The organism is Microbacterium sp. X-17, assembly GCF_039615055.1.
This window is the reverse complement of record NZ_JBDHNI010000001.1, coordinates 95594-113941: the sequence shown is the minus strand read 5'-3', so window position 1 is coordinate 113941 and position 18348 is coordinate 95594. Positions and strand designations below refer to the sequence as shown.

The 18348-nt window shown below is 73.2% G+C and carries 17 protein-coding genes; 12 read left to right on the top strand and 5 right to left on the bottom strand.

All coding sequences use genetic code 11. The features are described 5' to 3' along the window. Window positions 1–71: 71 nt before the first annotated feature. On the bottom strand, window positions 72–689 hold the full coding sequence (locus ABCS02_RS00535; protein ID WP_345833655.1) for an NAD(P)H-binding protein: 618 nt from the start codon (window positions 687–689) through the stop codon (window positions 72–74). 59 nt (window positions 690–748) lie between these two features. Between ABCS02_RS00535 and ABCS02_RS00530 the strand changes: the two genes are divergently transcribed. Genes ABCS02_RS00530 through ABCS02_RS00520 form a run of 3 tightly spaced genes read left to right on the top strand, consistent with a single transcriptional unit; the run spans window position 749 to window position 3207 of the window. Continuing rightward, window positions 749–1237 (top strand): MarR family transcriptional regulator, encoded by a 489-nt coding sequence (locus ABCS02_RS00530; protein WP_345833654.1) that lies wholly within the window; start codon window positions 749–751, stop codon window positions 1235–1237. A 40-nt stretch (window positions 1238–1277) separates the two neighbouring features. Further along, window positions 1278–2714 carry an argininosuccinate synthase gene (gene argG / locus ABCS02_RS00525; RefSeq protein WP_345833653.1) on the top strand — a complete coding sequence of 479 codons (1437 nt, stop codon included), beginning with the start codon at window positions 1278–1280 and terminating at the stop codon, window positions 2712–2714. Window positions 2715–2721: 7 nt separating this feature from the next. Then, window positions 2722–3207, top strand: coding sequence for a MarR family transcriptional regulator (locus ABCS02_RS00520; protein WP_345833652.1), 486 nt, complete (start codon window positions 2722–2724; stop codon window positions 3205–3207). Window positions 3208–3223: 16 nt separating this feature from the next. Here the strand turns inward: ABCS02_RS00520 and ABCS02_RS00515 are convergent, their stop codons facing one another. Further along, window positions 3224–5884 carry a LuxR C-terminal-related transcriptional regulator gene (locus ABCS02_RS00515; protein WP_345833651.1) on the bottom strand — a complete coding sequence of 887 codons (2661 nt, stop codon included), beginning with the start codon at window positions 5882–5884 and terminating at the stop codon, window positions 3224–3226. 567 nt (window positions 5885–6451) lie between these two features. On the opposite strand from ABCS02_RS00515, the gene ABCS02_RS00510 reads away from it, so the two are divergent. Beyond that, the gene (locus tag ABCS02_RS00510; RefSeq protein ID WP_345833650.1) at window positions 6452–7765 is read left to right on the top strand and encodes a UDP-glucose/GDP-mannose dehydrogenase family protein; all 1314 of its coding nucleotides are present in this window, start codon (window positions 6452–6454) and stop codon (window positions 7763–7765) included. Between the two features lie 10 nt (window positions 7766–7775). On the opposite strand, the gene ABCS02_RS00505 is transcribed toward ABCS02_RS00510, so the two are convergent. Then, complete coding sequence (locus ABCS02_RS00505) at window positions 7776–9056, bottom strand: serine/threonine-protein kinase (protein WP_345833649.1); 1281 nt, start codon at window positions 9054–9056, stop codon at window positions 7776–7778. A 97-nt stretch (window positions 9057–9153) separates the two neighbouring features. Between ABCS02_RS00505 and ABCS02_RS00500 the strand changes: the two genes are divergently transcribed. The 3 genes from ABCS02_RS00500 to ABCS02_RS00490 all read left to right on the top strand — a co-directional run bounded on the left by ABCS02_RS00500 (window position 9154) and on the right by ABCS02_RS00490 (window position 10143). Further along, window positions 9154–9645 carry a MarR family transcriptional regulator gene (locus tag ABCS02_RS00500; protein ID WP_345833648.1) on the top strand — a complete coding sequence of 164 codons (492 nt, stop codon included), beginning with the start codon at window positions 9154–9156 and terminating at the stop codon, window positions 9643–9645. A gap of 70 nt (window positions 9646–9715) precedes the next feature. Beyond that, window positions 9716–9880 carry a hypothetical protein gene (locus ABCS02_RS00495; RefSeq protein ID WP_285115337.1) on the top strand — a complete coding sequence of 55 codons (165 nt, stop codon included), beginning with the start codon at window positions 9716–9718 and terminating at the stop codon, window positions 9878–9880. An 11-nt stretch (window positions 9881–9891) separates the two neighbouring features. Further along, window positions 9892–10143, top strand: coding sequence for a DUF6458 family protein (locus ABCS02_RS00490; RefSeq protein WP_345833647.1), 252 nt, complete (start codon window positions 9892–9894; stop codon window positions 10141–10143). 66 nt (window positions 10144–10209) lie between these two features. Here the strand turns inward: ABCS02_RS00490 and ABCS02_RS00485 are convergent, their stop codons facing one another. Continuing rightward, entirely contained in the window at window positions 10210–11598 is a 1389-nt protein-coding gene (locus ABCS02_RS00485; RefSeq protein WP_345833646.1) for an aminotransferase class V-fold PLP-dependent enzyme, read from the bottom strand. Between the two features lie 144 nt (window positions 11599–11742). On the opposite strand from ABCS02_RS00485, the gene ABCS02_RS00480 reads away from it, so the two are divergent. Together ABCS02_RS00480 and ABCS02_RS00475 are read left to right on the top strand one after the other, a co-directional pair. Further along, on the top strand, window positions 11743–12525 hold the full coding sequence (locus ABCS02_RS00480) for a class I SAM-dependent methyltransferase (protein WP_345835154.1): 783 nt from the start codon (window positions 11743–11745) through the stop codon (window positions 12523–12525). A gap of 9 nt (window positions 12526–12534) precedes the next feature. Beyond that, entirely contained in the window at window positions 12535–13419 is an 885-nt protein-coding gene (locus ABCS02_RS00475) for an aminoglycoside phosphotransferase family protein (protein WP_345833645.1), read from the top strand. 115 nt (window positions 13420–13534) lie between these two features. Here the strand turns inward: ABCS02_RS00475 and ABCS02_RS00470 are convergent, their stop codons facing one another. After that, window positions 13535–15577 carry a DEAD/DEAH box helicase gene (locus tag ABCS02_RS00470; RefSeq protein ID WP_345833644.1) on the bottom strand — a complete coding sequence of 681 codons (2043 nt, stop codon included), beginning with the start codon at window positions 15575–15577 and terminating at the stop codon, window positions 13535–13537. Between the two features lie 276 nt (window positions 15578–15853). Here ABCS02_RS00470 and ABCS02_RS00465 point away from each other — a divergent pair, with 276 nt between their 5' ends. Genes ABCS02_RS00465 through ABCS02_RS00455 form a run of 3 tightly spaced genes read left to right on the top strand, consistent with a single transcriptional unit; the run spans window position 15854 to window position 18344 of the window. Next, window positions 15854–17380: an NAD(P)/FAD-dependent oxidoreductase gene (locus ABCS02_RS00465; protein ID WP_345833643.1), complete on the top strand. Its 1527-nt coding sequence runs from the start codon at window positions 15854–15856 to the stop codon at window positions 17378–17380. Next, window positions 17380–17838 carry an SRPBCC family protein gene (locus ABCS02_RS00460; protein ID WP_345833642.1) on the top strand — a complete coding sequence of 153 codons (459 nt, stop codon included), beginning with the start codon at window positions 17380–17382 and terminating at the stop codon, window positions 17836–17838. Before ABCS02_RS00465 ends, ABCS02_RS00460 begins: the two co-directional genes overlap by 1 nt. Before the next feature lie 47 nt (window positions 17839–17885). Continuing rightward, window positions 17886–18344, top strand: coding sequence for a GNAT family N-acetyltransferase (locus tag ABCS02_RS00455; protein WP_345833641.1), 459 nt, complete (start codon window positions 17886–17888; stop codon window positions 18342–18344). The last annotated feature ends 4 nt before the right edge of the window (window positions 18345–18348 follow it).

Genomic DNA, 18348 nt, shown 5'->3' with positions numbered 1-18348 from the left:
CCCCGGCGCGGCCCGCCGGCCCACTGTGGGGCCCCAAACGGCCCCATCCCCCACGAAAGTGCGGAGGCGGTTCAGCCGGCGACGCCGACGGCGGCGCGCTCGGTCTCGGGGCGGGTGAGGGACGCGAGCATCGCGGCGGCGAGGTCGGCCCGCGACACGCGGAAGCTGCGCGGCACGCTGGCTCCCACGCGGGTCTGGTAGCGCCCCGTCGCCTTCCCGTTGGTGAGCCGCGGAGGCCGGAACGCCGTCCACGCGCTGTCGGACGCGGCGAGCGCCGCCTCCATTTCGCGCAGGTCGTCGTAGACCGGCCGCAGCGCGCGCTCCACGATCGGGATCGCGATCCGGCGGCTGATGAAGCTGTCATCGGGCGGAGGCGGGGCGACCGGCGCGGCACTGATGACGACGAATCGCGCCGGGTGCGCGGCCAGGATCGCGCGCGTGGCGGGAGCCGCGATCGGCGCGTCCTTCCCGGATCGCGGCCCGATGGCCGACAGCACCGCGTCGGCGCCGTCGATCGCCTCCCGCAGCGCCGCCGTGTCCGCGAAGTCGGGCACCACGCGGACGGTCACGCGCGGGTCGAAGGACGCCGGCCGCCGCACGACGACCGTCACGTCGTCGCCGCGCTCCAGCGCCTGCCGGACGAGCTCGGAGCCGGTGCGCCCGCTGGCGCCGAAGATGGTGAGTCTCATATCGGCATGGTAAGTGATAATCACAGTGATGTGCAATCACTGATTGGTACGATATCGGGATGCCGGCACCAGACGACGCACGCGAGTTCACCGCGCTCGAGACCCGCGCGAGCTTCCTCCTCTCGCAGCTCGGCCTCCAGAGCGCCCAGCGCTTCACGGCGGCACTCGCCCCGCTCGGCATCACCCCCAACCGCTTCGGCGTGCTGGCGCAGCTCGCCCGCCAGGAGGGCCGCACCCAGCAGGAGCTGGCCACCGCGCTCGGCCTGCACCGCAACTCGATGGTCGGCCTGATCGACGACCTCGAAGCCCGCGGCCTGGTCGAGCGCCGCCGCCACCCGGACGACCGCCGCGCCTACGCCATTCACCTCACCCCCGCCGCCCGTGATGTCCTCGCCACGGGCGACCGCATCGCCGACGAGCTGGAGGAGACGATGCTCGGGCCGCTCAGCACACAGGAGCGGGAGGCCCTGGTGGCGACTCTGACCCGCCTCGTGGCCGCAGCGGGGTACACGGCCGGGGTGCATCCCGGGCTGAGCGAAGGGCACTGAGCAGGAAATCGCCGCCCACGCCCGCACTAAGCTTTAACCCGTGTCCAAAGTCTTGAGCAGTCTTCCGGTCGGTGAGCGAGTCGGCATCGCGTTCTCGGGGGGTCTCGACACCTCCTGCGCGGTCGCCTGGATGCGCGAGAAGGGTGCGATCCCCTGCACCTACACGGCGGACATCGGTCAGTACGACGAGCCGAACATCGACGAGGTGCCCGGCCGCGCCACGGAGTACGGCGCGGAGGTCGCCCGGCTGGTCGACGCCAAGCGCGCGCTGGTCGAGGAGGGCCTGATCGCGCTGCAGTGCGGCGCCTTCCACATCCGCTCCGGCGGCAAGACCTACTTCAACACCACGCCGCTCGGCCGCGCGGTCACCGGCGTCATGCTGGTGCGCGCCATGATGGACGACAACGTCGAGATCTGGGGCGACGGCTCCACGTACAAGGGCAACGACATCGAGCGGTTCTACCGCTACGGCCTCATCGCCAACCCCCGCCTGCGCATCTACAAGCCGTGGCTGGACGCCGCGTTCGTGGAGGAGCTCGGCGGCCGCAAGGAGATGAGCGAGTGGCTCGTCGCCCGCGGCTTCCCGTACCGCGACGCCACAGAGAAGGCGTACTCCACCGACGCCAACATCTGGGGCGCCACCCACGAGGCCAAGCGCCTCGAAGAACTGGACGCCGGGCTCGACATCGTCGACCCGATCATGGGCGTCGCGGCCTGGCGCGAAGACGTGGAGGTCGCCCCTGAGACCGTCACCGTCCGCTTCGAGGCGGGTCGCCCGGTCGCGCTCAACGGCGTGGAGTTCACCGACCCGGTCGCGCTCGTGCTGGAGGCCAACGCGATCGGAGGCCGCCACGGTCTCGGCGCGTCCGACCAGATCGAGAACCGCATCATCGAGGCCAAGAGCCGCGGCATCTACGAGGCCCCGGGCATGGCCCTCCTCTACATCGCCTACGAGCGCCTGCTCAACGCGATCCACAACGAGGACACCGTCGCCAACTACCACAACGAGGGCCGCCGCCTCGGCCGACTGATGTACGAAGGCCGCTGGCTCGACCCGCAGTCGCTCATGCTGCGCGAGTCCCTGCAGCGCTGGGTCGGGTCGGCGATCACCGGCGAGGTGACCCTGCGCCTGCGCCGCGGCGACGACTACACGATCCTCGACACGACGGGCCCGTCGCTCAGCTACCACCCCGACAAGCTCTCGATGGAGCGCGTCGGCAACGCCGCCTTCGGCCCGTCCGACCGGATCGGCCAGCTCACCATGCGCAACCTCGACATCGCCGACTCGCGCTCGCGCCTGGAGCAGTACGCGGCCTCCGGCCTCATCGGCGGCCCGACCGGCGAACTCGTCGGCGAGCTGGAGGAGGGCAGCGCCCGCTCGATCCTGGAGCTCGACGTGAGCGGATCCGACGACGCGCTGTCGCGGGAGATCGACGCGTCCTCCGAGGGCGCCGCGTTCGACGCCGGGACCGACTGAGGCCACGATGCCCGGGGATGCGACGCCAGGCGAGCCCGCTCGGGCCGACCAGGCGCGCAACCACGAGCGCGGCGATCACGAGCCGGACAGGTGGCCGCTCGGCCGCCTGCTCGGCGCCGCCTCCCGTGCCGTCGAACGCGCCTGGTACGAGGCCCTGGAGACCCGCGGCCTGACGCACGCCGGCCTCATCGCGCTGCACTTCCTGGAGCTCGGCTTCGACTCCCAGACCGACCTCGCCCGTTTCGCGCAGGTGGAGGCGCAGACCATGTCCCGCACGGTCGACCGGCTGGAGCGCGAGGGCCTGGTCATCCGCCTCCCCGACCCGGCCGACCGGCGCAGGCACATCGTGTCCATCACCGAGCGCGGTCACGCAGCCTTCGAGGCCGTGCGCGGCCTGGAGGACGAGGTCTTCCCCACGGTCGACGACCCGGACGCGCTGAGGGCCGCGCTGATCCAGATCGTCAGCGCGGCCCCTGCGCGTCAGCAGCGCTGACGCGCCGCTCGCCCGGTCAGGCGATCCTGTCGTCGCCCTCGTAGCGGTTGCGCCCGATCGGCAGCCGCGGGCGCAGCAGCCCCAGGTCGTACGCGACCCGGACGGCCTCCTCGCGGGAGTTGGCGCCGAGCTTGCGGTAGATGCTGCGGGTCTGCGTCTTCACCGTGTTGATCGAGACCACGAGCGAGCGGGCGATGTATTCGAGGCTGGCCGTCGACTGGAGCCGGTCGAGCACGATCCGCTCCCGCTGGGTGAGCTGCGCGGCCATCGCCGACTCCGAGAAGAGCGGCGTGATCCGCGCCAGCGCCGCGTCGATCCCCTCGCAGTCGGCGGCGGCGGCCGACGGCAGCGGCGACACCTGGCCCTCGATCGTGAGCACGAACGGGGTGAGGAGGCCGTTCGCCTCCGCGAGCTGCCGCGCGTTCAGCCGGATCGTCGCCGCCCGCGCGCTCTTCAGCCGGGCCAGCGCTTCGGCCTGGACGAGCAGCATCTCCACCCGGGTCCGCGGTCCGGGGCTCTCCGCCAGCACCGTCTCCGCCAGGAGCTGCGCGCTCCGGTACTCCCGGAACATCAGCAGCAGCCGTGCCGCGACCGGGCGCAGCGCGTTCGTGCCGTCCGGGAAGGCCTTGATGAGCTTCTGCGCGGCGACCAGGTTGCCCTGCGACATCAGCAGGTCGGCGCTCAGGGCGACGAAACGGGCGCTCTCGGTGTTGCTCGGCGTGTGCGTGCCCTTGCTGAGCAGCTCCCCGTCGATGACCTGCTGGGCCTCCTCCAGCTCACCGGCCGCGAGCGCGTGCAGGGCGGCCGCGTAGGCGGCGTAGCTGTGCAGCTCGCCGACGTCGACGGCCGCGCTCGGCGGCCACGACGAGACCTCGCCGGCGGCAGCCTCCCCGTCGGCGCCGGTGTCGGCGTACGCCGGCAGCTCGGTCGCGATGAGCTGCCGCGCGATCGCCAGCGGCGCGAACGCGCGCGGAGCGAGCGGCCGGTCGCCGTAGCGGTGCGAGCCGAGACGCTCGGCGACGGCCTTCGCCCGGTCCAGCTCGCCGTGCAGGGCGTGCGCCAACGCGGCGGCCCCCGACGCGAAGACGTGCAGGTCCGGGTCGTCCGAGACGCTGATCGCCGCGCGCTCGAAGGAGGTCACGGCCTCCAGCTCGCGGCCGAGCCGGAGCTGCGTGAGGCCCATCTCCAGCCACGCCAGCGGCGGGACGGAGACGCCAGGGTCCGGCGTCGACAGCGGGCCGAGGAAGTCCTCGGCGTTCGCGAGGCGCCCCACCTTGCGGAGGGCGATCATGCTGGCGAGGTCCGTCCAGTACTGGCGCACCGGCTCCAGCCGCCTGCCGCGCAGAGCTTGCGGCTCCGCGGCCGCCTGATAGTAGTCGAGCGCGCCCGTCGCGTCGCGCCCGGCGATCTCGCGGAGCAGTCCGGTGACGGTCAGGAGGATGGCCGATGACCGGATCGCGCCGAGCTCCACACCGCCGAGCACGTCGAGGTAGTCCGTGGCGTCCTCGGTGAACGAGGAGGTCCAGTTGCGGGCGATGATCGTCTCGGCCGCGGCGAGGTCGTTCGCGCGCAGCGCCTGACGGAGGGCGGCGAGGGAGTCCCCGTTCGCCTCCAGCACGTCGAGGAGCTCGGCGGCGAGCCGCTCGCCCTCGCCCGGGGACGCCGCGTCGAGCTGCGAGCGCAGCGCCACGCGCACCGGGTCGAGCAGCTCGAAGACCAGGCGGCCCTGTCCCCGCGCGTACGTCCAGACGCCGAGGCCGGCTGTCTCCGCGTCGCCGAGGGCGTCGCCCGCCTCGTCCGCGCCGATGCGCTCGACGATGTGCGGCGACAGGTAGGGGGCGACCGCCGCGCGCTGGAGGCCGAGACGGCCGTCGTCGCCGACCGGCGCCGCAGCCAGCAGCTCGGCGGCCACCGTCGCGCTGATGTCTTCGAGCGCGCGCACGGCGACGGGCTCGGCGAGCGCGGACCGCGGGTCGTCGAAGATCCGGACCATCGCGCGGGCGGCCAGCGGCCAGCCGCGGCTCTGCCGGAGCACGTGGTCGAGGATGCGCCGCTCGACGTCGAGGCCGAGCGCGCGCACGACGTCGTCGAGCTCCTCCCGGTCGAAGGCGAGGTCGTCGTTCTGCACGACCACGAGGTCGAGCACGGCCGCCAGGCCCGGAGCCTCGAAGGAGGTCAGCGCGCGGGTGAGCACCATGAGGTGCAGGTTCGGAGTCCGGCGGAGCATCTGGACCAGCTCGGCGGACAGCAGGCCGTCCCAGCTCCGCGTGTACCCGTCGAGGACGAGCACGACGGTGCCGGGATACCCGGCGATGGTGTCCTGCGCCGCGGCGACGGGGTCGGCGGCCCACCGTTCGTCGGCCCCCTGGGGGTCGAACTCGGTGCGGACGGCGCCCCAGAAGTCCCCGACCCCTCCGGTCACGAGCTCGAGGTCGATCCAGCCGGCCGCGGCCCGTGCCGCGCCGCCCGGGCTCTCCAGCCACTTGCGGACGAGGGACGTCTTGCCGTACCCGGCCGGAGCGCGCACCACCGTGGCCTGCTCCCGCAGCGCGCGGTCAAGGCGGGCGGCCAGCGCCGGCCGGTCGATCGTGTAGCGCGAGAGTCGCGGCAGCCGTGGCGACTCACCGTCGGTGCGGCCGTCCACGAGCGACGCCTCGGATGTGGTCGTGATCGTCATACCTGACTCCTTTGGCTCGATGTGATTGAGAGCGAGCCGGTTGCCTGCTGGATCGTGATGCGCGGCGTGTTCGAATTCACCTTCGTCGTGCCCATCGGTTCCCCCCGAGATCGTCATGAAACCCCCTTGTCCCCGGTGCGCGCCCCCGGCGGAGCGCCACAGGCGATGCTGGCAGCCCCTTCACGCCGGATACCGCTGAGCGGAAGGCCAGTCCGCGGAGGATCGCACGCACGTCATCAGTCCCTTCATCTCGTGATTCACCTGACATCTGCAGGTAACATAATAGAGGCCACACGCCGCGTGTGTCATTTTCACCCGATTCGAGGTCGGGGGTGACGGGGGATCGGGGAGGCGAGGCGAGGGTGAGATTCAAGACGCGAACAGGTGAAATCCGCGCGCCGGACTTGCCAGGACTCCTGGTAAAGCACAGAATTTCAGACAGCGCGACGTCCAATCGGAAACGGAGCGCAGGCCCGCCGCCCATCCCCTCCGGCGGCGAATGAGGCGCGGGCGCCGTCCCCTGACATCGAGCGGCGCCCGCGCCGGCCCAGCAAGGAGTACGACCTGGTGAGACTTTCCGTTGTCGGTTGCGGCTACCTCGGAGCGGTCCACGCGGCCGCGATGGCCGAGCTCGGGCACGACGTCGTCGGCGTCGACGTCGACGCGGCGAAAGTCGCGCGGCTCTCCCGGGGCGAGGCGCCCTTCTTCGAGCCGGGGCTGCAGGAGCTCCTGCTGTCCGGGCTGCGCAGCGGCCGCCTCCGATTCAGCACCGACCCCGCGGCGCTGAGCTCGGCGGACCTCCACTTCATCGCCGTCGGCACGCCGCAGGTCTCCGGCGGCGCCGGGGCGGACCTCGCATACGTCGACGCCGCGTTCGCGCAGTTGCTCGCACACGGCAAGGACGGCGACATCGTCGTCGGCAAGTCGACGGTCCCGGTCGGCACCGTCGAGCGGCTCTCGGCGACCGTCGGCGGTGACGGTCCGCGCGTGACGCTCGCCTGGAACCCGGAGTTCCTCCGGGAGGGGCACGCGGTCGCCGACTCGCTGACCCCCGACCGGCTGGTGTTCGGGGTAGCGGCCGGAGCCCAGGACGACCCCGCAGCCGCGGCGCTCGCGCAGGTCTACGAGAAGCCGCTGCGCGACGGCACCCCCCTCATCGTGACCGACTGGGCGACGGCGGAGCTGGTCAAGGTCGCGGCGAACGCGTTCCTGGCCACGAAGATCTCCTTCATCAACGCGATGGCGGAGATCGCGGAGGCCACCGGGGCCGACGTGACGCAGCTCGCGGATGCGATCGGTCACGACGCGAGGATCGGGCGGCGCTTCCTCAACGCGGGCGTCGGCTTCGGCGGCGGCTGCCTGCCGAAGGACATCCGGGCGTTCCAGGCGCGCGCCGTCGAGCTCGGGCTGGCCGAGACGGTGGCGTTCCTGGACGAGGTGGACAGGATCAACCTGCGCCGCCGCGCCCGCGTCGTGGAACTGGCCGAGGAGTTGCTCGGCTCCGCTCCGGCCAGCCGCCGCATCGCCGTGCTGGGGCTGGCGTTCAAGCCGGACTCGGACGACGTCCGCGACTCCCCCGCGCTCGACGTCGCGTGCGCCCTGCGTGCTGCGGGAGCGGAGGTCGTGGCCGCGGACCCGCACGCGGCGGCCAACGCCCGCGCCCGCGACCCGGAGCTCGTGACGGTCGACTCCGCGGACGAGGCGCTCGCGGGCGCCGAACTGGTGATCCTGCTCACCGAGTGGCGCGAGTTCACGGAGCTGGACCCCGCGCGGACGGCCACGCTCGTATCCGGCCGCCGCATCATCGACGCCCGCAACATGCTCGATCCGGAGGCGTGGACCGGCGCGGGGTGGGAGTACCGGGGACTCGGGCGGCGTTAAGGCGCAGCGCTCAGCCGCCGCCCTTTCCGTGGCCGTTGCCGTGCCCGTTCCCGTTGCCGTTCCCGCTGTTCCCTGTGCCCTGGTTCGGGGCGGGGGCCGGCGGCGCGGGAGCCGGGGCCGCGGGCGCCGGGGCGGTCGTCGCCGCAGGTGCGACGGTCTGCGCCGGGCCGGTGACGGTCGGAGTCGGACGGGGTGTGTTCCCCGTCCCGGCCGGCGTCGGCTCCGTGAAGGCCGGGGCGAGCATACTGCCCAGGGACAACGCCAGAGCCACGATCACGACGCTCCCGCCGGCGATCGCCCCCACCAGGATCCGGCGTCGCCGCGCCCCGCTCTCGGCGGCCCGGGCCGAGCGCCGGGGCGAGGACTCCGCGGCGCCCGCGAGCGCCCCTCCGCCGAGCTCGGCCGCGGGCATCGCGGCGGTCGGCTCGAGCTCGCCCGGCACCTCCGCCACCGGAAGCGTCCACCCGGCGAGCTGCGGGGCGAGCTCCCGCGCCATGACCGCCACTTCCAACGCGGTGGGGCGGACCCGCGGGTCCCGCGCGGTCATCGCGCCGAGCAGGCCGCGCCAGTCCTCCGGCAGCGACGCGGGGATGCGCGGGTCGCGGGCGAGGCGCGCCGTGACGGCCTCCAGCGGGGTCCCCGGGTACTCGGTCACGCCGGTGAGGGCCTCCAGCGCCACGAGCCCGAGCGCATAGATGTCGGCCGCCGGCCCCGGCTCCTCGACGTCCGCCTGCTCCGGGCTGAGGTAGCCGGCGGTGCCGATGATCGTGCCCGCCGTGGTCAGCCGCTCCGTGCCGATGAGGTGGGCGATCCCGAAGTCGGCGAGCTTCGCGTGCGGCATCCCGCCCGGCACGCCGGAGTCGGCGAGCAGGATGTTCGCGGGCTTGAGGTCGCGGTGGACCATCTCCGCGCCGTGGACGACGACCAGGGCCTCCGCGATGCCTCCGGCGATCGCCGCGGCCTCCTCGGGGGCGACCGGTCCGCGGTCGAGTCGCGAGCGGAGGTCCTCGCCGTCGACCAGCTCCATCACGAGGAAGCTCGGGGACGGGTCCCCCTCGGCCGAGAGGTGCGCGTCGAGCAGCGTGACGAGGTTCGGGTGCGAGACCCGGGCGAGGGCCGTGGCCTCCGCGCGCCGGCGGGCGTCGTCGCTGGCCTCCCCTGCTGCGAACACCTTGACCGCGACGAACCGCTCCAGTTGGCGGTCGAACGCGCGGTACACGGTCCCCATCCCGCCGCGCCCCAGCCGATCGCGGAGCTCGTAGCGATCGAGGAGGAGCGGGTCGGGAAGCACTGCCCGAGCATACGCGCTCTCCGGCATGCCGTGAATCCGCCGAAAATCCGGCCGTCTCCCGTTGCGTGATCGCACAGGTGGGGCGTGACTGGCAAGAGTGACCGAACCATCCGAGGAGCCCCCGCCGGACACCGGCGTGCTCGAGGCGCTCCAGGTCTATCGGGCGGCGGAGACCGCGATGCGGCGGCGCACAGGAGCGGCCATGGGCATCGGCGAGAACGACTTCCTCGCGCTGCGCCTGATCCTCGACAATGCCGCAGCGGGGCGCCGCACATCCGCCAAGGACGTCAGCGCCTACGTGGGCGTGTCCAGCGCCTCCACCACGGCGTTGATCGACCGGCTCGTCGCGGGAGGGTACATCGAGCGCCGCACGAACGAGGCCGACCGCCGGTCGGTGGACCTCGTGCCGACGCGCGCGGCGTTCGGCGAGACCGGCCCGCTGAAGATCGCACAGGAGCAGATCGCCGCGGAGGCCGCCGAGCTGAGCGAGGAGGAGGCCCGCACGGTGACCCGGTTCCTCACGAAGATGCGGCGAACCGTGGACGGCATCAGCGCGGAGCGACACGCGAATAGGCCGGAAAGACCCTGACGTCAAGGGGATTGTTCGACAACCGAAACAGTTGTTCCGTGGAGCGCGTCAAGGAAAGGACAACCCCTCCATGAACATCCTGCTCATCATCGTCGCCATCATCGCGATCATCCTGCTGCTCACCGGCGGCTTCGTGTCGTCCTTGAACTTCCTGCTCTGGGTCGGCATCATCCTGCTCGTTCTGGCAGTGATCGTCTGGCTCGTGCGGCTGCTGACCGGCAGCCGACGCGTATAAGGGAGGTCTCCATGAGTCTGGGCACCGGAATCGTACTGTTCGTGATCGGAGCGATCCTCGCGTTCGCCCTCAACATCCAGGTCGACTGGATCAACCTCCACCTGGTCGGGTACATCCTGATGATCGCCGGCGTCGTCGGCATCATCATCGGGATCATCCTGCTGACCCGTCGCCGCCGCACCATCGCGACGACGCGCACGGCCGTCGACCCGGTGACCGGCGACCGCGTCACCCGACGCGGCGTCGACGACGACATCGTCTGAGACGAAACCCCCGGAAGTACGAAGCCCCCGCCGTCCGGCGGGGGCTTCGTCATGTCCGGTGGAGACTCAGCCCTCCATCGAGTCCAGGATCTCCACGAGGTCCTCGAACGTCGTCAGCGGGTTGAGGATCGCGAACCGCGTGTTCGTCCGGCCGGCGTGCGAGCTCGGCGTGACGAACGCGCGCTGCTCGTCCAGCAGGCGGGCGGACCAGAGCGCGTAGTCCTCCTTGCTCCAGCCCTCGCGCTCGAAGACCACGACCGAGAGCTGGGGCTTGCGCACGAGGTGGAAGCCCTCCCGGCGGTCGATCTCGTCCGCGATGCGGCGGGCGAGCTGCAGGGAGGCCGTGACGGCGTCCCGGTAGGCGGCGGCGCCGTGCGAGGCCAGCGAGAACCAGAACGGCAGCCCGCGGGCGCGGCGCGTGAGGTGCGCGGCGTAGTCCGACGGGCTCCACTCGGTCGCCTCGGTGAGCGTGTCGAGGTACTCGGCGTGCTGCGTGTGCGCGCGGCGGCCCTGCTCCGGATCGCGATAGAGCAGCGCGCAGGCGTCGAACGGCGCGAACAGCCACTTGTGCGGGTCCACGATGAGCGAGTCGGCACGCTCGACGCCCGCGAACCGCGGCCGGGCGAGCGGCGACAGCATCCCGGCCAGGCCGTAGGCGCCGTCCACGTGCAGCCAGAAGTCGAACTCGTCCTTCAGTGCGGCGATGGAGGCGATGTCGTCGACGATCCCGAAGTTGGTGGAGCCGGCGGTCGCGACGACCGCGAAGACGGCGCCGCCGTGCTCGGCGAGCGCCGGACGCACCGCGTCGCCGGTGAGGACGCCCGACTCGCCGGGCGAGACCGTCACGACCTCCACGTCCATGACGCGCGCGGCCGAGGCGACGGAGGAGTGCGCCTCCGCGCTGCAGACGATGATCCAGCTCCCCGCCGGGTTGCCGCGCTCGCTGCGGGCGTGGTCGCGGGCGGCCACGAGCGCCGAGAGGTTGCCGAGGGTGCCGCCCTGCACGAAGACGCCGCCCGCGGTCGCCGGGAGGCCGAACTCGGCGGCCAGCCAGGCCAGCACCTGGTTCTCGGCGTAGACGGCGCCGGAGCCCTCCAGCCACGACCCGCCGTAGACCGCGCTCGCGGACACGACGAGGTCGAACGCCGTCGCCGCCTTGGTGGGCGCGGTCGGGATGAAGGACAGGTAGCGCGGGTGGTCGGTGGTGATGCACGCGGGCGCGAGGACGTGCTCGAACACGGCGAGTGCGCGCTCGGCGCCCATCCCGGTCTCGGAGACGGTGCGCCCGGCCAGCCGGCGCAGCTCGGACTCGGGCAGCGGCTTGTCCAGGGGCGTGTCCGTCGCCAGGATGCGGCGGCGGGAGTAGTCGAGCACGAGGTCGACGAGCTCGGTGGTGTCGTCGGTGACGCTGTGCATGCGCGCGGGGTCGGTCGTGCGGGCGGGGTCGGTAGTCATGGGGCCTCCGCACCAATGCTGACACACGACTTCAGCACGATTTCGCGGCGCAACGCGGGTTTGCTGCGCATTTGGATATCAGTACGCAGCGACCATGCGTGGTCGGTACGACGGCCGCGGCGCTAGGGTGTGCGTGTGGCCGGGATGTGGGGGCGCGGGGACCCGTACGAGCAGTACGTGGGCCGCTGGAGCCGCCGCGTCGCGCCGCTGTTCCTCGACTGGCTGAGCGCCGCGGAGCGGCTCGGCTGGGTGGACGTCGGCTGCGGCACCGGCGCGCTTACGGCGGCGATCCTCGACGGCTGCGCACCCGCCTCGGTCGTCGGGGTGGACCCGGCCGAGGGGTTCGTCGCGGCGGCGCGTGAGCGGCTGGGCGACCGCGCGACGTTCCTCCTGGGGGACGCCGCCGGACTCCCGCTCCGGGACGCCTCCGCCGACGCGGTCGTCTCCGCACTGGTGCTGAACTTCGTGCCGGCGCCCCGCGCGGCGGTCCAGGAAGCCCTCCGCGTCGCGCGCCCCGGCGGGACCGTCGCGGCCTACGTCTGGGACTACGCCGGCCGCATGGACCTGATGCGCCGGTTCTGGGACGCGGCCGCGGCCCTCGACCCGGCCGCCTCTCGGCTCGATGAGGGCCCTCGCTTCCCGCTGGCCCGGCCGGACGCCCTCGCCGCCCTGTTCGGCCTGGCGGGCTGCGCCGAGGTCGCGACGACGGCGATCGACATCCCGACCGTGTTCGCGGACTTCGAGGACTACTGGACGCCGTTCCTGGGCGGCCAGGGGCCAGCGCCGGCCTATGCGATGTCGTTGGAGGCTTCGGCACGCGAGGCGCTGCGGGCGCGGCTGGAGAAGACGCTGCCGCGTGAGGCGGACGGGTCGATCGCCCTGATGGCGCGCGCGTGGGCGGTGCGTGGGGTCCGGCCGGGCGGCTAGGCTGCTCCGGTGCCGCTGACCCCGCCCGCCGACATCCCCACCGACGCCGAGCTCGTCGCCGCGCTCGTGGCCGCGCAGCATCCCGACCTGGCCGGGCCGCTGCGGCTCGTGTCCGACGGGTGGGACAATCAGCTCTACCGGCTGGGCGACGCGTACGCCGTCCGCATCCCGCGGCGGGAGGTCGCCGCGCACCTGATCGAGCACGAGCAGCAGATGCTGCCGGGAATCGCCGCGCGCGTGCATGCGACGGTCCCCGCCCCCGTCCGGGTCGGGGTGCCGTCCGATCTGTTCCCGTGGCCGTGGAGCGTCGTCGAGTGGATCGACGGCGTCGACGGGGCGTCGGTCGGCGCTGACGAGCGGGCGGGCATCGCCGCGTCACTGGCGGAGTTCGTCGGCGAGCTGGCCGTGCCCGCGCCCGAGGCCCCGCACAACCCGGTGCGAGGGGTTCCGCTGGCGTCGCGCCGGGAGGTCGTGGCGACCCGGTTGCGGTCGCTGTCCGGCCGCATGGAGGTCGCGGCGCTGGAGCAGGCGTGGCGGGAGGCGCTCGCGGCGCCCGTCTGGGACGGGCCTCCGCTCCTCCTGCACGGCGACCTCCACCCGGGCAACCTGCTGCTCACCCCGGAGGGCGGCCTCGCGGCGGTCATCGACTTCGGCGACGTCACGTCGGGCGACCCGGCGACCGACCTGGCGACCGCGTGGCTCACCTTCGACGGCGACGCGCGCGAGCGGTTCCGCGCCGCGCTCCCCGTCGCCCCCGACCGCGCCACCTGGCTCCGCGCCCGCGGCTGGGCCGTCACCGTGGCCAGCGCCCTGGCGACCTCCTCCGACGACAACCCCCGCATGGCCTCCCTAGCCCACCACGCCCTAGCCCAACTCACCCACGAGTCGAACTAACGCGAGACGGCTCAAAGTAGGCCCGAATCCGTCGAGACGGCGGAGAATCAGCCGTCTCGTGCGACGACGAAGCCCCCGGACCCGCGGCGTGAGCCACGGGTGCGGGGGCTTCGAGTCAGGCCTCGGCGGATGCGACCGCGAGGTCGGTGATCAGCTGGTCGCCCGGGATGGCCGGCACGAAGTCGGCCTCGATCTCGGCGCGCTCCAGGAGCTCGTTCATGCGGCGCTGGCGGTGGCGCGGGATGAGCGTGACGACCGTGCCCTGCTTGCCGGCGCGGCCGGTGCGGCCCGAGCGGTGCAGGTAGGTCTTGTACTCGTCCGGGGCGTCGGCCTGGATGACCAGGTCGATGTCGTCCACGTGGATGCCGCGGGCGGCGACGTCGGTCGCGACCAGCACGTTGACCCGGCCGCTGGTGAGCTGGTGCAGGTTGCGCGTCCGGCGCGACTGATTGAGGTCGCCGTGCAGGCTGACGGCGGGGATGCCGGCGTCGTCCAGCTGGTCGGCCAGCATCTCCGCGAAGGCGCGGGTGCGGGCGAAGATCAGCGTCTTGCCCTCGCGGTCGGCGAGCTGCTCGATGATGGCCGGCTTGTCGCGGTGCTCGATCACGAGCACGCGGTGGTCGATGGTCGAGGACGCCTGGTCCTCGCCCGCCACCTCGTGCACGGACGGCTCCACGAGGAACTCGTCCACGAGCTGCGCCACACCGGTGTCGAGGGTCGCGGAGAACAGCAGCTTCTGGCCGCCCTCGGCGGTGCGGCGCAGGATGCGCTGCACCGGCTCCAGGAAGCCGAGGTCGCACATGTGGTCGGCCTCGTCCAGGACGCTGATGACGACCTGGCTGAGGTCGAGGCGGCCCTGCTCCACGAGGTCCTCGATGCGGCCGGGGGTGCCGATCACGATGTCGACGCCGCGCTGGAGGGCGCCGACCTGGCGGCCCTGCGGCACGCCGCCGTAGATCTGCGTGGTGAACAGGCCGACGCTGCGCGCGATGGGCTGCACCGTGCGGTCGATCTGGAGGGCGAGCTCGCGGGTCGGCGCGAGGATGAGCGCACGCGGCGCGCGGCCGAGCTGGCGCTTGCCGCCGGACTTGCCGGACTCCGCCCAGAGCTGCATGAGCCGCTCGACCAGCGGGGCGCCGAACGCGATCGTCTTGCCGGAGCCGGTGCGGCCGCGGCCGAGGACGTCCTTGCCCGCGAGCACGTCGGGGGCGGTGGCGGCCTGGATGGGGAACGGCGTCTCGGCGCCGAGCTCGGCCAGGGCGCGGACGACGTTGCCGCCGAGGCCCAGGTCGGCGAAGGTCACGCCCTCGACGTCGGCGGCCTGGATGGCGTCGGCCTCCAGGCGCTCGAGCACGACGTCGTCCTGCGGGGTGAACGCCTGCTTCTCGTCGCGCGACGGGTAGAAGGAGGAGTCGCGGCGCGGGGCGCGCTCGTCGCGGTCGAAGTCGCGGCGGGGACGGTCGCCGAAGTCGCGACGCGGGGCACGGTCGTCCCGGTCGAAGTCGCGGCGCGGGCGGTCGCCGAAATCGCGACGCGGGGCACGGTCGTCCCGGTCGAAGCGACGCGGGCGGTCGCCGGAGTCGCGGCGGGGTGCCCGGCCGTCACGGTCGAAGTCGCGGCGGGGACGGTCGCCGAAATCGCGACGCGGGGCGCGGTCGTCCCGGTCGAAGCTGCGACGCGGACGGTCGTCCTGGTCGCGGCGCGGGGCGCGGTCGTCCCGGTCGAAGTCGCGACGCGGGCGGTCGCCGACGTCCCGGCGCGGGGCGCGGTCGTCGAAGTCACGACGCGGACGGTCGTCCCGGTCGAACTGGCGACGCGGCGCGCGGTCGTCGCGGTCGAAGCTGCGGCGCGGACGGTCGTCCTCGCGGCGGCCGGCGTTGGCGCGGCTGTCCCACTCGCGCTCGGTGCGGCGGGCGTCCTTGCCGCGGGGCTCCCAGTTCGGGCGCTCGCCACGGCCGGTGCGCTCGGCGCCACGGGCGTCGCCGCGGCTGCCGTAGGTGTCGCGGCCGCGGGCGGCGCGGTCCTCGGCGGTCCAGCGGTTCTTCGCGCCCGGAGTCTCCTCGCGGTAGCCGCGGTGCTTCGGGCTGCGCGAGCCTGCGCCCTTCGGCGCGCCGGACTGCGACGGTCGTCGGTCGTTGTTCTTCTTGTACGGGGGCATGCGTGTTCTTCCTGGGTTTTTCTCTGAAATGCGCGGCGGCGCGCTGAAGCGCACCGGAGAATCCCCGGCAGACATCGCCTGGGGCCGTTCACATCGTGATGAATCCGCGAAACCGTCTGGTTGCGGAACCGGCCCGCTTGACTTACAAACCCATCCGCGCGACAAAAAGGCGCGGTGTCAAGAGCCGACCTCCCAACGATACAGGATCGCGCCTGGGAAGTCGCTGCCGATCCGCAACCCCCTCCCGGGCCGCGGCGGCCGGGGTATACATGGGGCATGTCCTCCGTCGACGCGATCGTCATCGGGTCCGGCCCCAACGGGCTCGCGGCCGCCGTCACCCTCGCCCGGGCGGGGCTGAGCGTCCACGTCTACGAGCGCAACGCGACGCCGGGCGGCGGCGTGCGGACGGAGGAGATCACCCTCCCCGGGTTCCGCCACGACATCTGCTCCGCGGTGCACCCGCTGGCGTTCGCGTCGGGGTTCTTCCGGAAGTTCGGGCTGACGGAGCGCGTCCCGTTCATCACCCCGTCGGCCTCCTACGGGCATCCGCTGCCCGGCGGGGAGGTCGCCGTCGCCTACCGCGACCTGGAGCGCACCGCCGACGCGCTCGGCCCGGACGGCCCCGCCTGGCGCGCCCTCCTCGGCCCGCTCGCGCGCAATGCGGACGCGGTCGCGCAGTTCACCGGGTCCTCGCTCCTCCAGGTGCCGCGGAATCCGCTCGTCGCCGCGCGGTTCGGGCTCGCGGCGCTGTCCCAGGGCGGCCCGTGGTGGGACCTGCCGTTCCGCACGCCGAAGCCCGGCGCTCTCCTCACCGGCGTGATCGCGCATGCGACGCTGCCGCTGCCGAGCCTCGCCGCCGCGGGCGCCGGCCTCGCCCTCGCGACCTACGCGCACGCCCGCGGCTGGCCCATCCCGGTCGGCGGCTCGCAGGCCATCGCGGACGCCATGGTCGACGACCTCCGAGCGCACGGCGGCGAGGTCGTCACCGGCGCGGAGGTCACGTCGCTCGGCGAGCTGCCCGACGCGCGCGCCGTCCTCTTCGACACCCACGTCGCCATCGCCGCCCGGCTCGGCGAGGACCTCCTGCCCGCCGACTACCTGCGTCGCGTCGCCGGGTTCCGCGACGGCAACGGCGTCTTCAAGATCGACTTCGCGCTGTCCGGCCCGGTGCCGTGGACGAACCCCGAACTGCTGGAGACCGCGACCGTCCACCTCGGCGGCGAGCGCGGCGCGATCGCCCGCTCCGAGCGCGTGGTCGCCGCCGGACGGGAGAGCGATGACCCCTACGTGCTCGTCTCCCAGCCCACGCTGTTCGACCCGTCGCGCGCCCCCGCCGGCAAGCACGTGCTGTGGGCGTACACGCACGTCCCGCGCGGCTCGACCTCGGACCGCAGCGAGGCGGTCATCGCGCAGATCGAGCGGTTCGCGCCCGGCTTCCGCGACCTGATCCTCGCGAAGACCACCCGCACGGCGCACGAGCTGGAGGGCTACAACCCCAGCTACATCGGCGGCGACATCTCCTCCGGGATGCCCGACCTCTCCCAGCTGGTCATGCGGCCGGTGCTGTCGGCCGACCCGTGGCGGATGCCGGGCCGCGGGCTGTACCTGGCCTCGTCCTCCGCCGTGCCGGGGCCGGGCGTGCACGGGCTGGCCGGCTACTACGCGGCCCGCAGCGCGCTGCGGCACGAGTTCGGGGTGACCCGGATGCCGTCACTGTCTCCGGACGGCCCGGCCGCGGCGCCGAGCGCACCCGCGAGCGGCTTCAACCAGACCACCGGCTTCATCGAAGAGGAGATCGCCTGATGTCCGTCAACGTCCGCCGTTTCGCCTGCACACCCGACGAGGTCTTCACCGCCCTCGCCGACCCGTGGGTCTTCCCCACCTGGGTGGTCGGCGCGTCCCGCCTGCGCGGGGCGGACGGCAGCTTCCCGTCGCCGGGCTCCCGGCTGCACCACTCCATCGGCGTCTGGCCGTTCGTCCTCAACGACGAGACCACGGTCGAGGAGTGGGACCCGCCCCGGCGGTTCGTGCTGGAGGCCAAGACCCGGCCGGTCGGGACCGAGCGCGTCGTCATCGAGGTGCAGCCGCGCGGCAAGGGCTGCCTGGTGAGGATGGAGGAGCACGCGATCACCGGGATCGCCGCCCGCATCCCGGCCCTCATCGCCGACCCGATCCTGTGGGTGCGCAACCGGGAGGCGCTGCGCCGGCTCGAATGGGTGGCGCGCGGGATCAGCCGGCAGAAGGCGCGCTCCGGGAGCTGAGCACGAGACGAAACGTGCGTGAAACAGCGGCTGGCTAGCATCGCCGCATGACCACCCGCGTGTCCGCCGAGCCCGCCCGCTCCCCCGGCGTCGCCGAGCTGCTGCGCCTGAGCGACGAGTTCACCTTCGCGCTCTACCCGGCAGAGAGCTGCTACCTGCTCGACATCTCGGAGCTGGAGCGTCCGGGCGTGACGGTGTTCGTCGGCCGCGACGACGAGGGCACGGCGCTCGGCATGGCCGCGCTCGTCCGGAAGACCGACGGCAGCGCCGAGCTCAAGCGCATGTTCGTCCACGAGGACGCGCGGGGCCACGGGCTGGCCGGCAGCCTGCTCGGCGCAGTGGAGGCCGAGGCCGTCCGCGACGGCGTCGCGACCCTGCAACTGGAGACCGGCCCGCTGCAGCACGCCGCGATCGCGCTGTACGAGCGCCGCGGCTACGCGCGCATCCCGAACTTCGGCGACTACGTGGGCGACCCGCACTCGGTCTGCTACGCCAAGGACCTCTGACCGG

Excerpts from the sequence above, each read along its gene's own strand:
- ABCS02_RS00485 (WP_345833646.1), bottom strand. The coding sequence starts at position 11,598 with ATGACTACCGACCCCGCCCGCACGACCGACCCCGCGCGCATGCACAGC.
- ABCS02_RS00515 (WP_345833651.1), bottom strand. The coding sequence starts at position 5,884 with ATGACGATCACGACCACATCCGAGGCGTCGCTCGTGGACGGCCGCACC.
- ABCS02_RS00535 (WP_345833655.1), bottom strand. The coding sequence starts at position 689 with ATGAGACTCACCATCTTCGGCGCCAGCGGGCGCACCGGCTCCGAGCTC.
- ABCS02_RS00520 (WP_345833652.1), top strand. The coding sequence starts at position 2,722 with ATGCCCGGGGATGCGACGCCAGGCGAGCCCGCTCGGGCCGACCAGGCG.
- ABCS02_RS00495 (WP_285115337.1), top strand. The coding sequence starts at position 9,716 with ATGAACATCCTGCTCATCATCGTCGCCATCATCGCGATCATCCTGCTG.
- ABCS02_RS00470 (WP_345833644.1), bottom strand. The coding sequence starts at position 15,577 with ATGCCCCCGTACAAGAAGAACAACGACCGACGACCGTCGCAGTCCGGC.
- ABCS02_RS00480 (WP_345835154.1), top strand. The coding sequence starts at position 11,743 with ATGTGGGGGCGCGGGGACCCGTACGAGCAGTACGTGGGCCGCTGGAGC.
- ABCS02_RS00455 (WP_345833641.1), top strand. The coding sequence starts at position 17,886 with ATGACCACCCGCGTGTCCGCCGAGCCCGCCCGCTCCCCCGGCGTCGCC.
- ABCS02_RS00530 (WP_345833654.1), top strand. The coding sequence starts at position 749 with ATGCCGGCACCAGACGACGCACGCGAGTTCACCGCGCTCGAGACCCGC.
- ABCS02_RS00465 (WP_345833643.1), top strand. The coding sequence starts at position 15,854 with ATGTCCTCCGTCGACGCGATCGTCATCGGGTCCGGCCCCAACGGGCTC.
- ABCS02_RS00490 (WP_345833647.1), top strand. The coding sequence starts at position 9,892 with ATGAGTCTGGGCACCGGAATCGTACTGTTCGTGATCGGAGCGATCCTC.
- ABCS02_RS00460 (WP_345833642.1), top strand. The coding sequence starts at position 17,380 with ATGTCCGTCAACGTCCGCCGTTTCGCCTGCACACCCGACGAGGTCTTC.